Below are 12,928 nucleotides of genomic sequence, written 5' to 3'. Positions count from 1 at the left end.
CTCACCCCTTGGCCAGCTTCCTCGCCACATCCACCGCGAAATAGGTGAGGATGCCGTCGCAGCCGGCGCGCTTGAAGCAGAGCAGCGTCTCCATCATGATCCGCTCGCCGTCGATCCAGCCGTTCATCGCGGCCGCCTTGATCTGCGTGTATTCGCCGGAGACCTGGTAGGCGAAGGTCGGCAGGCCGAAGGCTTCCTTGAGGCGCCAGCAGATGTCGAGATAGGCGAGCCCCGGCTTCACCATCAGCATGTCGGCGCCTTCCTCGACGTCGAGTGCGGCGTCGCGCACCGCCTCCGTGCCGTTGGCCGGCGAGATGTAATAGCTGTTCTTGTCGCCCTTGAGCAGCCCGCTCGTGTTGATCGCCTCGCGGTAGGGGCCGTAGAAGCCGGAGGAGAATTTCGTCGCATAGGACATGATGCCGACGTCCTGGTGGCCGGCGGCGTCGAGCCCGCGGCGGATGGCGCCGATGCGGCCGTCCATCATTTCCGACGGGGCGATGATGTCGGCGCCCGCATCCGCCTGCATGATCGCGGCCCGGACCACCTGGTCCACGGTCTCGTCGTTGACGATCACGCCGTCGCGCAGGATGCCGTCATGGCCGTGGCTGGTGAAGGGGTCGAGCGCCACGTCGGTGATGACGCCGATGTTCGGTACCGCCTTCTTGATCGCCGCGGTCGCCTGGTTGATCAGGTTGTCGGCGACCAGGCTCTGCGATCCGGTGACGTCGCGCAGCTCCATCTCGATGTCGGGGAAGGTGGCGATCGCCGGAATTCCGAGATCGGCAGCCTCCTTCACCGCTTCCACCGCCTTGTCGACGCTCATCCGGTTGACGCCCGGCATGGCGGCGATCGGATCGACGATGCCGGTGCCGGGCACGATGAAGATCGGCCAGATGAGGTCGTCCACGGTCAGGCGGCTTTCCTGTACGAGCCGGCGCGTCCAGTCGGCCTTGCGGTTGCGCCGCATGCGGCGGTGGCCGGTGATCTCGTCGACCAGATGCGTCTTGTCCATGGCGGTGTGTCTCCGTTCTTCTGTCGTTGCGCCGCTCCATAGCACGCGGCATAGTGTTTATGAATGGGCGGGATCGCCGCAGCGCCGGTCGCCTTTGCGGCTGGCGGTGGCGGCCTGCGATGGGTAAAGTGGCGGCATGGAGCCTGATTCACTGAACGTCCCGAGGCGCACGCTGACGGAAATCCTTTACGTGGTCTTCCTCAGGATGATCGCGGTCACCTGTTTCTGGTTCGGCCTGCAATACTGGGCGATGCTGGTCGGCTATTCCCTGCACGGCATGGCGCGCTTCGATCTCCTGAGCCTGCCCTGGAAGGTGGCGGCCTCCTCGCTCGCCGTGCTTTTTCCGGTCGCCTCGCTCGGCCTCTGGCTCACGGTTTCCTGGGGGCCGGTGCTCTGGGCGATCGCCGCCGTCTCTCAGGTCCTCATGTATATGATGTGGCCCGAAGTCTTCGGACACAACCGGCTCGTGCCCCTGATGCACGGCTTTGTGGCGGCGCTTTACATCGTTTTTCGCCTCTCCCTGTGGCTCGAAGCGCGCCGGAAGGCGGAGCAGGTAAGGATTGATTTACCCTGAAATTAAAGCTTTCGCGGCTCGATTTGCGGGAAAAATCGACTCTAAGTCATTGATTTATAACGAAGGAGAATAATCGCGCCGAGTGTCGGTGGCCGGCCCCCGGAATTCGCCGGAACGCGTTAAGCACTTGTTAAGCCTATGTTTTAAGTCGAATTTTATGCGTATTGGATAGTGTCTGTCTCAAGGCGGGAAGAAAACAAACACCGCCAAACAAAACAGAGTGAGGCAGTCATGATGAACACGAAACTGAAGCCGCAGGCGGCACCGGCAGTAGCAGATCCGCATGAAGACACCATTCGCGCCCTTTATATGGAATCGCTGCATCTGGTCGAACGCCTGCACCGCCGTCTTCTCGATGTGATCAAGGACGAGTTCGACCGCCAGGGTCGCGACGACGTCAACGCCGTCCAGGCGCTCCTGCTGTTCAACATCGGCAATTCGGAACTGACGGCCGGCGAACTGCGCTCCCGCGGTTACTATCTCGGCTCCAACGTCTCCTACAACGTCAAGAAGCTGGTCGATCTCGGCTTCATCAACCATGCCCGGTCGCGCATCGACCGCCGGTCGGTCCGCATCAGCCTGACGCCGGCAGGCCAGGAGATCGCCGAAACCGTGGCCAAGCTCTACGAGCGCCACATCGGCTCGATCGAAAAGGTCGGCGGCATCGGCGAAGGCGAGTTCACCCAGATGAACAAGCTGCTCCAGCGCCTCGACCGCTTCTGGAACGACCAGATCCTCTATCGGCTGTAATCGACAACCCCGGCGGCCACCCGATCCACGGGCGACCGCAGGTAAAAGACCTCCAGCAGCGATCGGAACCGGATGCGTCCCCTGCGCATCCGGTTTTCGCGATCCAGCGACCCAGGCTACCCGTTCGGCACGCATCTTGCTTCGTAAAACCCGCACTTTTTGAGGGGTTTCGAAGATGCAACAGACCATCACCAAGACCGACGGCAATATTCTCTTTCCCATCGTGCTCTCCATCGTCGCGGCTGCGGCGACAGGGGTTCTCTGGGCTTATGCCAATCCGATCCAGCTCGTGCCCGGCGTCATCCAGTGGCGCATCTTCGCCTTCCTGCCGCCGCTCGTCGGCATCCTGCTCGGCTGGAAAAGCGGCTTCATCTGCGGTTATCTCGGCACGCTCGTCTGGTCGCTTCTGGCCGGCACCTTCATTCCTGCCCATTCGCTGATCGTCGACGGCATCATGGTGGGCCTGACCGGTCTCGTTCCCGGCTTGCTCTTCGATCCGGCAAAGACGACCTTCGACCGCATAACGCTGATCAAAATTGCGGCAGTCTGCCTGATTGTTGGGTTGGTCATGGTTGTGTTTGTGTCGGCGAGCCTTGCCTATCTCGGCATCTTCCCGTTCTGGTGGGCGGTCGGCTATCTCGGCCTTTCGGACATCGTGCCGATGATCATCGGCACGCCGCTTCTGGTCGTCCCGGCGCTGAAGATTCTGAAGAGCGCCCATCCGGCGGGCTTCACCAGGTTCTAGGGACTTCTTGGACCCGTGCTCGATATCCGTGATCTGACTGTCGGCTTCGGTGGTGACGCGCCCGTCATCGCCGATGCCGATCTCTCCGTCGAAGCCGGCCAGCGGCTTCTCGTCTGCGGCGCTGCCGGAAGCGGCAAGTCGACGCTTCTGAACGTCGTCGCCGGCATCATTCCGGGGCTCGTCGCCGCGCCGGCTTTCGCCGGTTCGGTCATGTTCTGCGGCCGGCCGATGGCGGAATTGGCGAAGGACGAACTCTTCAGCGCGATCGCCAGCCTCGCCCAGAACGCCGAGGACCAGCTCTGGGACCTGAATGTCGAGGATCTGATCGCTTTCCCATTGGAAAATCGCGGGGTGGCGAAGGCCGCAATCCGCGACCGGCTGCAGGCCTTGCTCACGGAAATGGAGCTCAGCGCCTTGCGGGGCCGAAGGGTGCTGACGCTGTCTGGGGGCGAAAGGCGCATGGTGGCGATCGCTGCGGCTCTCGCCGCACCGCCGGACCTTCTCGTCCTCGACGAGCCGACGACCGGGCTCGATCCGGCCGCGCGCCGCAGGCTGGTGCGGCTGATCGAAAGGCTTGCCGGCCAGGTGCCGGCCCTCGTGGTTTCCGAACAGGATCCGGCGGCCCTGGAGACGGTGGCGGATCGGGTGGCGCTTCTCTCGAAGGGCCGGCTTTCGGAGGTCCGGCCGGCTGCGGATTTGATGCCGCTTCGGGCGCCCTGGATCGAGGCGGGCATCCTGCCTCCGCGGCGGCAATCCGTTCCCCGAAAAGGCTTTCCGACCGGAGGTCCGCTTCTCGCCGTCGATCGTATCCGCACCGAACTGAGGCGCGCCGACGGCCGGGCGGTGCTGGAAGATGTCGGCTTCGAGCTCAAGGCCGGCGAGACGGTGGGGCTGATCGGCCGCAACGGGGCCGGCAAGACGACGCTGTTCCAGTCGATTCTCGGACTTTCGAAAATCCGCGAGGGTTCGATCTCCATCGCCGGCGAAAAGGCGGACGGCTGGACGCCGGCCCGGCGCGCCCGGCAGATCGCCTATCTGCCGCAGAACATGCGACGCATTCTCTTCAACATGACCCTGACCGAGGAAGTCGCTTTCGCCATGACGGCGAAGACGGGCACTCCGGACGCGGACGTTGCCGGAAGGGCGCGGGACATGCTTTCGGGATATGGTCTCGGTGCGCTGTCCGAGGCCAATCCGTTCTCGCTTTCCGCCCGCCAGCAGGCCTTGCTGGGGCTTGCTTGCGCCGAAGCGGCGGCGGTGCGGGTGGCGATTCTCGACGAGCCGCTCCTGGCGCGTGATATCGAGGGCCGGCGCATGCTTGACCGGTTCCTGGATGCCATGCTTTCGGCCGGAAATGCCGTCATGCTGATTTCGCACGACCTGGAGCTGATCGACGATGTCGCGTCGCGCACGTTGATCCTCGAGGATGGCCGCATCGCTTTCGACGGCGCGACGCGGAACGGCTGGACAAGCCGTGCGTTTCGCGAACTCGGCTGGCCGGCACCTTATGCGGACGGGCGAGGGGAGGCGGCATGAGGGCCCTCTACGATCTCAATTTCTTCGTCAAGCTGGCATGTGCCTTTCTGGTCATGCTCGCCGCCTGGCTGGTGCCCGGCTGGGTCTACGGCCTGCCGCTGTCGATCCTGATGGTCCTGTTCTTGTGGGTGGCCCGCACGCCGGGCTTCCGCGCCTATCTGAAGGGCGCCGTCCTGCTGACGCTGCTCGTCGTCGCGAGCTGGAGCGTCAATCTTCTGATCCAGGGCATGCCGGTCCTGGAGGCGGTCCAGGTGGCGCTCGGCATGGCGGCCAGGCTCGTCACCACCACGGCGGCCTTCTTTTTCGTGATGGAGACCAGTTCGCCGGGCTCGATCCTGGCGGCCTGCAGCGCGCTCCGCCTTCCGCCGATCGTCACGCTCGTCCTGTCGCTCACCTTCGGCATGATCCCGATGCTGCGCGAGGATTTCGAGCGGATCGCCGATGCGCAGCGCGCCCGCGGCATGGAAATCGACGCGGTCTCCTTTCCGACGCGGCTGCGGTTTGCGCTGGCGCGCGGCGTGCCGCTGCTCGTGCAGGCGATCCGCACCGCCCACGCGATCTCGCTGTCGCTGTCGATCTACGGCTTCGACCTGAAGCGCAAACGCACCACCTGGCGCAATGTCGGCCTCCTGGTCGAGCCGCGCTTTCCCCTATCGAAGGATGAGAAGAGATGACGTCCGAAACCTCGCCGCTGACCGGCTCCAGTTACAGCCTCGATGTCGCCGGTTTTCCCGTCGACCTGCCGATCGTCGCGATCAAGCCCGATTTCGCCATTTCGCTGATGATGGTGATCGATCTCGGCGTCCGCTTCGGCGAGCATGTCGGCAGGAAGCTCGCCGAGAAGCTGGCGCCGCTGAAGCCAGACGTCATCGTCGGCGCGGCGACGCTCGGCATCCCGGTGGCGATCGAGGTCACCCGCGCGCTCGGCCTCGACCATTACGTCATCCTGCAGAAGTCTCCGAAAATCCATCTGGGCGACGCGCTGGTGCAGACGATCTCGTCGATCACCTCCAAGGGCGAACAGCGCCTGCTGCTCGACCGCCAGGCGGTACCGCTGATCGAGGGCAAGCGGGTGGTCGTGGTGGACGATGTGGTCGCCTCCGGATCGAGCATCAGGGGATCGGTGGAGCTCGTGCGGGCGGCGGGCGGCGATGTCGTCGGCATCGGCGTCATCCTGACGGAGGCGCGCGACTGGCAGGAGACGCTCGGGGAGGATGCGGCCCTGATCCGAAGCCTCGCGCACATCCCGCAATTTGCGGCCGTCGGCGGCAGATGGGAGCCGATTCCCGGGACCTTCCTCTGAGGCCCGCCGCCCGCCGCAAGCGGCGGCAAAAATCACACAGGCCCACACGGCTTTGTGACAGGTTCTTACCTGACACCAATTCGCCATATTGCTATGGGACCGGCAGAGGCATGGGCCGGCGGGAATTCGCGTTTTCACAAACATTGCGATGACGGCGGAAGCCGAGCCGGCGGCGCGTCGTTTTTGCGCGTTTGTTAACCATATCCCTGTAGGCGTCTTGATGAGATGCTCGGGACCAGATGGGTAGTGTGATGTCGAAGAAGATCGGATCTGAAGCTCTTTCCCGCCGCGCGCTCCTGCGTTCGGCCGTTTCCGCCGGTGCTGCGGCGCTTGCAGCCCCCGCTCTTGCCCAGTCGGCATTCGACGATCTCCTCAATGCGCCGCGCCGCGGCACCTGGGACGACCAGTTCGACGCCAAGGCCGCCTCGCGCACCGCCGTCGGCGTCGTCTCCAACAATCCGATCCTCGGCCCCAGCGGTCCGGCGAACATCCAGCAGGCGATCTTCGACTACCAGCAGATCGTTTCGAACGGCGGCTGGCCGGAGGTCAATTCCGGCGGCCAGAGCCTGCGCCTCGGCGTGGTCGATCCGTCCGTCCAGGCGCTGCGCCAGCGCCTGATGATTTCCGGCGATCTGCCGCGCGAGGCAGGCATGTCGTCCTCGTTCGATTCCTACGTCGACGGCGCGGTGAAGCGCTTCCAGGCGCGCCACGGCCTGCCGGCCGACGGCGTCATGGGCGAATATTCCGTCAAGGCGATGAACATTTCGGCGGACGTGCGCCTGCGCCAGCTCGAGACGAACCTCGTGAGGCTTCAGTCCATGTCCGGCGATCTCGGCCCGCGCTACGTCATGGTCAATATCCCGGCCGCCTATATCGAGGCGGTGGAGAACGACCGCGTGGCGCTGCGCAACAGCGCGGTCGTCGGCCGCATCGACCGCCCGACGCATGCCATCAACTCGAAGATCTACGAGGTCATCCTGAACCCTTACTGGACCGCGCCGCGCTCGATCGTCGAGAAGGACATCGTTCCGCTGATGCGCAAGGATCCGACCTATCTCACCCGCAACAACATCCGCCTGATCGACGGCAAGGGCAACGAAGTGGCGCCGGAAACGGTCGACTGGTTCGCGCCGAAGGCTCCGAACCTGATGTTCCGGCAGGACCCGGGCAAGATCAACGCCATGGCCTCGACGAAGATCAACTTCCACAATCCGAACAACGAATACATGCACGACACGCCCCAGCAGGGCCTGTTCAACAAGCTGATGCGCTTCGAATCCTCCGGCTGCATCCGCGTGCAGAACGTGCGCGACCTCATCACCTGGCTCCTGCGCGACACGCCCGGCTGGTCGCGCCAGGAGATCGAACGGGTGATCTCGACCCGCCAGAACAACCCGATCAGGCTGGCGCAGGAAGTGCCGGTCTATATCGTCTACGTCACCGCCTGGTCGGCCAAGGACCGCGTCGTCCAGTTCCGCGACGACATCTACGAACGCGACGGCAACCAGGAGCTCGCGCTGCAGACCACGACCGGCATCGAACGCCCCGCCGGTTCGGTCGAGGACGACATGCTGCCGCAATAAGACCGGCGCTCGCTCTTCATCTTGTTTGCCCCTCATCCGGCTGCCGCCACCTTCTCCCCGCACGCGGGGAGAAGGAAATATGCCGCGTCGATTCCCCTCCCATATACCTGGCGCGAGGCACGTTCCCTCTCCCCGCGGGCGGGGAGAGGGCTAGGGTGAGGGGCAAGAGCAACCGTCGCCCCAACGAAGCCACTATGTCGCGCGCCTTCCGGCCGGCAAATGTCGCTCCCCCATATTGCCCTGCGAAAGCCGGAACGCTAAGACGCGACATTCGCATGCCCACCCCGTTTGAGGAGCTTCGCACATGTCGAACGCCAATGCCTTCTTTTCTCGCCCGCTCGCAGAATCCGATCCGGAAATCTTTGGCGCGATCGAAAAGGAGCTGGGTCGCCAGCGCCACGAGATCGAACTGATCGCATCGGAAAACATCGTTTCCCGCGCCGTGCTCGAAGCCCAGGGGTCGATCATGACCAACAAGTACGCCGAGGGTTATCCGGGCAAGCGTTATTACGGCGGCTGCCAGTTCGTCGATATCGCCGAGGAACTCGCCATCGAGCGCGCCAAAAAGCTCTTCGGCGTCGATTTCGTCAACGTCCAGCCGAATTCCGGTTCGCAGATGAACCAGGCGGTCTTCCTGGCGCTCCTGCAGCCGGGCGACACGTTCATGGGCCTCGACCTCAACTCCGGGGGACACCTGACCCACGGCTCGCCCGTCAACATGTCCGGCAAGTGGTTCAACGTCGTCTCCTACGGCGTGCGCGAGGGCGACAACCTGCTCGACATGGACGAGGTGCAGAAGAAGGCGGAGGAACACAAGCCGAAGCTGATCATCGCCGGCGGCACCGCCTATTCCCGCATCTGGGACTGGAAGCGTTTCCGCGAGATCGCCGATTCGATCGGCGCCTATCTGATGGTCGACATGGCCCATATCGCCGGCCTCGTCGCGGGCGGCCAGCATCCGTCGCCGTTCCCGCACTGCCATGTGGCGACCACCACGACGCACAAGTCGCTGCGCGGCCCGCGCGGCGGCGTCGTTCTGACCAATGACGAGGAACTGGCGAAGAAGATCAACTCGGCCGTCTTCCCAGGCCTGCAGGGCGGCCCGCTGATGCACATCATCGCCGCCAAGGCGGTCGCCTTCGGCGAGGCGCTGCAGCCGGAGTTCAAGGACTACGCCGCCCAGATCGTCAAGAACGCCAAGACGCTCGCCGAGACGTTGAAGGCCGGCGGCCTCGACATCGTTTCCGGCGGCACCGACAACCACCTGATGCTGGTGGACCTGCGCAAGAAGAACGCTACCGGCAAGCGCGCCGAGGCCGCGCTCGGCCGCGGTTACATCACCACCAACAAGAACGGCATTCCCTTCGATCCGGAAAAGCCCTTCGTCACGTCGGGCATCCGTCTCGGCACGCCGGCCGGCACGACGCGTGGCTTCAAGGAGGCGGAGTTCAAGGAGATCGGCAACCTCATCATCGAGGTTCTCGACGGCCTGAAGATCGCCAATTCCGACGAGGGCAATGCGGGCGTCGAGGCCGCCGTGCGGGAAAAGGTCGTGAAGCTCACCGACCGCTTCCCCATGTACCCCTATATGTGAGCAATTCCAGGAAAAGTGTGAGGCGGTTTTCCGTCCGGAATCGCGAGAAAACAAGGAAATCCGATGCGCTGCCCCTATTGCGGTTCGGAAGACACGCAGGTCAAGGATTCGCGTCCGGCGGAGGATTACACCTCCATCCGCCGGCGGCGCATCTGCCCGGATTGCGGCGGCCGCTTCACCACGTTCGAGCGGGTGCAGCTGCGCGAGCTGATGGTCATCAAGAAGACCGGCCGCAAGGTGCCCTTCGACCGCAACAAGCTGGTGCGCTCCTTCCAGATCGCGCTGCGCAAGCGGCCGGTCGACAACGACCGCATCGAGCGGGCGGTGTCCGGCATCGTCCGCAGGCTGGAAAGCTCCGGCGAGAACGAGATCTCGTCGGAAGAGATCGGCCTGCAGGTGCTGGAGGCGCTGAAGAGCCTCGATGACGTGGCCTTCGTGCGTTACGCTTCCGTCTACCGCGATTTCTCCCATGCGGAGGATTTCGAGAAGGTGATTGCCGAGATCAACGCCAAGATCGCCCGCGATACGGGCGAGGAGCCCTGACGGTCATGGGCGCTGCGCCCGAAGATCGCGAATTCATGGCGGCGGCGATCCGCCTGTCGCGCCGCAATCTCGGGCTCACCGGCACCAATCCCTCCGTCGGCTGCGTCATCGTTAAGGACGGCGAGGTCGTCGGCGAGGCGGTGACCGCGCCGGGTGGGCGGCCGCATGCGGAAACCCAGGCGCTCGATATCGCGGGCGGGAAGGCGAGGGGCGCGACGGTCTACGTCACGCTCGAACCCTGCTCCCATTACGGCCGCACGCCGCCCTGCGCCAACGCGCTGGTGGAAGCCGGCGTCGCCCGCGTCGTCGTCTGCCTCACCGATCCCGATCCGCGCGTTTCCGGCCGCGGCCTGGCGATCTTAAGGGACGCGGGCATCGCGGTCGAGACCGGCCTGATGGAGGAGGAGGGGCGCCGGGCGCTCGCCGGCTATCTCATGCGCCAGACGAAGGGCCGCCCCTATGTGACTCTGAAACTTGCGGTTTCGGCCGACGGCAAGCTCGGCCGGCGCGGCGAGGAAGTGGCGATCACCGGACCCGAGGCGCGCGCCGAGGTGCATCGGCTGCGGGCGCAATCGGACGCCATCCTCGTCGGCATCGGCACGGCGCTGTCCGACGATCCGGAACTGACCGTGCGCCTTCCCGGCATGGAGGATCGCTCGCCCATCCGCATCGTCCTGGACCGCCGGCTGCAGCTTCCCCTGGATTCGAAGCTGGTCCGGACGGCACGGGATGTCCCGGTGATCGTGGTTGCAGCGCCTTCTTCAGTCTTTCCGGCCGATGCTCCATTAACACCCCCCTCTGCCCTGCCGGGCATCTCCCCCTCAAGGGGGGAGATCGATGGAGCCGCCGCTCGCTCCACATCTTCCCCTGATGCGGTTGAGCCGCCCTCCGGTTCGGCAGATGAGACGACAAAAGCTGGAAGAGGTGCCGGCTCCTTGCCCATCTCCCCACCCGTGGGGGAGATGCCCGGCAGGGCAGAGGGGGGCGAGCTTGCTCGAAGGGTCGATGGGTTGAAGGCCGCAGGCGTCGAGATCATGGAAACCTCCGACCTCGACATCCTGCTGGCGATCTTCGCCGCCCGCGGCATTTCCTCGCTGCTCGTCGAGGGCGGTGCCATCGTCGCGAAAGCCTTCCTGGAGGCCGGCCTCATCGACCATGTCCTGCTCTTCCAGGGCGCCGGCGCGATCGGCGAGGGCGGGCTTGAATCGCCGCTGACGCCATCCGATATGCCGGCAGGGTTCACGCTGGTCCGGGAAAGCGCTTTCGGCGCCGACCGTCTGTTCGAATACGAGAGGGGTTTTTGATGTTCACCGGAATTGTCACGGATGTCGGCACGGTCGCGGCGATGACGCCGCTGGACGAGGGCGTCAAGCTTCGCATCTCCACCAATTACGATCCGAAGACCATCGATATGGGCGCCTCGATCGCCCATGGCGGCGTCTGCCTGACGGTGACCGGCCTGCCGGAGGACGGCAGCAACGAGCGCTGGTTCGAGGTGGAGGCCTGGGAAGAGGCGCTGCGCCTGACGACGGTTTCCACCTGGAGCGAAGGCACGCGGGTCAATCTCGAGCGCGCGCTGAAGATCGGCGACGAGCTCGGCGGCCATATCGTCTCCGGCCATGTGGACGGCAAGGCGGAAATCCTCTCCGTCGAGCCGGAGGGGGAGGCGGTGCGCATCCGCCTGCGTGCGCCCGAAAACCTCGCCCGCTTCGTCGCGCCGAAGGGCTCCGTCGCCCTCGACGGTACGTCGCTGACGGTCAATGCCGTCGACGGCACGGACTTCGACGTCCTGCTGATCCGCCACACGCTCGCCGTCACCACCTGGGGCGACCGCCAGCCGGGCGATTTCGTCAATTTCGAGGTCGATACCATGGCCCGCTACGCCGCACGGCTGGCGGAGTTTCCAGGCAAGGGGTGAGGAGCGGTGCCGCGAAGCGGCAGCAATCGATCCAGTGAATCGATTGCAGCGACGAACGCCCTGAGCCGGAGCGAAGGGCCGGGAGACGGTGCTTCAGTATGGCTTGCATTTGGCTTATCCAACGCAATCGGACCGCCACCCCCCTCTGCCCTGCCGGGCATCTCCCCCACAAGGGGGGAGATCACAAGCGGCACGGTCTTCCCGTCTCATTTGGCGTGTGCCGGGTAGAAGGTTAATTTGTTTGGGGAAGCCCGCGCCCCCATCCGATCTCCCCCCTTGAGGGGGAGATGCCCGGCAGGGCAGAGGGGGGTACCACAAGGCAAATCAATGCCTTGAAAAAAACCGCCGGAAAAAACCGCCTCCGTTCATCCCCGCCCCCTCAAACCCATGCCATCCTTCTCCCCGTTCCGTTTCGGCTACACCGGTTACGCATCGCCGGCGAGACGGGACCGGTGCCCTGGCGGTCTGCCGTTGATGCAGGCGGGCCATCAGGGGCTGCGCAGAAAATGGTCCCCCTCTCGCCTTCAAGGCGGGGCGTGCGTGTGTCGCACACAACCCGGTATGGCATCCGCAAGGACGTAAGACCATATCGCCGCAGAGGAACCGGAGTTGCGCGGAAAAACTGACCGAACGGGACACGTCGCGTGTCATATATAAAAATTCAATACGAGGCACACGACGTGTCCCGGCCGAAACAAGAAACACCAAGATCGCCAAGGGTGGAGTATGCCTGCTCGTCGCCTTTCGCGAACCGGCGCGCGATCCCGGAGGCAAGTCGGGCGCATCTGCCGGCAAGGCTGCCGTGCCGGTGCTGCAGGGCTGGAACTCGAAAAACACTTGCCATCCGCCGTCCGTCATGGTTTGACCCGGCAACTCGCGGCTTTTGGGCCGACAACCAGCAGGAATTCCCATGTCCGACACCAAGCCCCATATCCTGATCGTCGAGGCGCGTTTCTACGACGACATGTCCGATGCGCTGCTGGACGGCGCGACCCATGCGCTGAAAGAGGCCGGCGCCACCTATGACGTCGTCACCGTGCCGGGTGCGCTGGAAATCCCGCCGGCGATCTCCATGGCGCTCGACGCGGCCGAAGAAGGGGGCGTGAACTACGACGGCTTCGTCGCGCTCGGCATGGTCATCCGCGGCGAGACCTACCATTTCGACATCGTCTCCAACGAATCCTCCCGCGCCCTGATGGACCTTGCGGTGTCGGAAGCGCTGGCGATCGGCAACGGCATCCTGACGGTCGAAAACGACGAGCAGGCCTGGGCGCGCGCCCGCCGTTCGGACAAGGACAAGGGCGGTTTTGCCGCCCGGGCGGCGCTGACCATGATCGCGCTGCGCGAAAAGCTTTACGGTGGTTGATTTG

Annotated in this window: 13 protein-coding genes; 12 read left to right on the top strand and 1 reads right to left on the bottom strand. The window is 64.6% G+C overall.

What is annotated here, in order from left to right:
• Position 1: 1 nt before the first annotated feature.
• Positions 2-1,012, bottom strand: a complete 1,011-nt coding sequence (gene hemB, locus QTA58_RS01185) for a porphobilinogen synthase (RefSeq protein WP_289671389.1) — start codon at positions 1,010-1,012, stop codon at positions 2-4.
• A 136-nt stretch (positions 1,013-1,148) separates the two neighbouring features.
• Here hemB and QTA58_RS01180 point away from each other — a divergent pair, with 136 nt between their 5' ends.
• The 12 genes from QTA58_RS01180 to QTA58_RS01125 all read left to right on the top strand — a co-directional run bounded on the left by QTA58_RS01180 (position 1,149) and on the right by QTA58_RS01125 (position 12,924).
• A complete protein-coding gene (locus QTA58_RS01180; RefSeq protein ID WP_085422975.1) occupies positions 1,149-1,586 on the top strand; it encodes a DUF6163 family protein in 438 nt (145 codons plus the stop codon).
• A gap of 234 nt (positions 1,587-1,820) precedes the next feature.
• A complete protein-coding gene (locus QTA58_RS01175) occupies positions 1,821-2,336 on the top strand; it encodes a MarR family winged helix-turn-helix transcriptional regulator (RefSeq protein WP_143531681.1) in 516 nt (171 codons plus the stop codon).
• Between the two features lie 175 nt (positions 2,337-2,511).
• Positions 2,512-3,081: an aminotriazole resistance protein gene (locus tag QTA58_RS01170; protein ID WP_289671387.1), complete on the top strand. Its 570-nt coding sequence runs from the start codon at positions 2,512-2,514 to the stop codon at positions 3,079-3,081.
• Positions 3,082-3,096: 15 nt separating this feature from the next.
• Entirely contained in the window at positions 3,097-4,617 is a 1,521-nt protein-coding gene (locus QTA58_RS01165; RefSeq protein ID WP_289671386.1) for an ATP-binding cassette domain-containing protein, read from the top strand.
• The gene (locus tag QTA58_RS01160) at positions 4,614-5,291 is read left to right on the top strand and encodes an energy-coupling factor transporter transmembrane component T (RefSeq protein ID WP_085422979.1); all 678 of its coding nucleotides are present in this window, start codon (positions 4,614-4,616) and stop codon (positions 5,289-5,291) included. The genes QTA58_RS01165 and QTA58_RS01160 overlap by 4 nt, the downstream gene beginning before the upstream one ends.
• Positions 5,288-5,920 carry a phosphoribosyltransferase family protein gene (locus tag QTA58_RS01155; protein ID WP_289671385.1) on the top strand — a complete coding sequence of 211 codons (633 nt, stop codon included), beginning with the start codon at positions 5,288-5,290 and terminating at the stop codon, positions 5,918-5,920. The genes QTA58_RS01160 and QTA58_RS01155 overlap by 4 nt, the downstream gene beginning before the upstream one ends.
• A gap of 251 nt (positions 5,921-6,171) precedes the next feature.
• Positions 6,172-7,503 (top strand): L,D-transpeptidase family protein, encoded by a 1,332-nt coding sequence (locus tag QTA58_RS01150; RefSeq protein ID WP_085422981.1) that lies wholly within the window; start codon positions 6,172-6,174, stop codon positions 7,501-7,503.
• 304 nt (positions 7,504-7,807) lie between these two features.
• Complete coding sequence (gene glyA / locus QTA58_RS01145; protein WP_085422982.1) at positions 7,808-9,097, top strand: serine hydroxymethyltransferase; 1,290 nt, start codon at positions 7,808-7,810, stop codon at positions 9,095-9,097.
• Between the two features lie 63 nt (positions 9,098-9,160).
• Positions 9,161-9,640 carry a transcriptional regulator NrdR gene (gene nrdR, locus QTA58_RS01140; protein WP_085422983.1) on the top strand — a complete coding sequence of 160 codons (480 nt, stop codon included), beginning with the start codon at positions 9,161-9,163 and terminating at the stop codon, positions 9,638-9,640.
• 5 nt (positions 9,641-9,645) lie between these two features.
• On the top strand, positions 9,646-10,944 hold the full coding sequence (gene ribD / locus QTA58_RS01135; protein WP_289671384.1) for a bifunctional diaminohydroxyphosphoribosylaminopyrimidine deaminase/5-amino-6-(5-phosphoribosylamino)uracil reductase RibD: 1,299 nt from the start codon (positions 9,646-9,648) through the stop codon (positions 10,942-10,944).
• Positions 10,944-11,558: a riboflavin synthase gene (locus QTA58_RS01130; protein WP_289671383.1), complete on the top strand. Its 615-nt coding sequence runs from the start codon at positions 10,944-10,946 to the stop codon at positions 11,556-11,558. Before ribD ends, QTA58_RS01130 begins: the two co-directional genes overlap by 1 nt.
• Before the next feature lie 910 nt (positions 11,559-12,468).
• Positions 12,469-12,924 carry a 6,7-dimethyl-8-ribityllumazine synthase gene (locus QTA58_RS01125; protein WP_289671382.1) on the top strand — a complete coding sequence of 152 codons (456 nt, stop codon included), beginning with the start codon at positions 12,469-12,471 and terminating at the stop codon, positions 12,922-12,924.
• The last annotated feature ends 4 nt before the right edge of the window (positions 12,925-12,928 follow it).

It is taken from the genome of Neorhizobium sp. CSC1952 (assembly GCF_030378245.1).
GTDB lineage: Bacteria > Pseudomonadota > Alphaproteobacteria > Rhizobiales > Rhizobiaceae > Neorhizobium > Neorhizobium oryzae_A.
The sequence above is the reverse complement of the archived record's forward strand: the minus strand, read 5'-3'. Positions and strand labels throughout refer to the sequence as shown.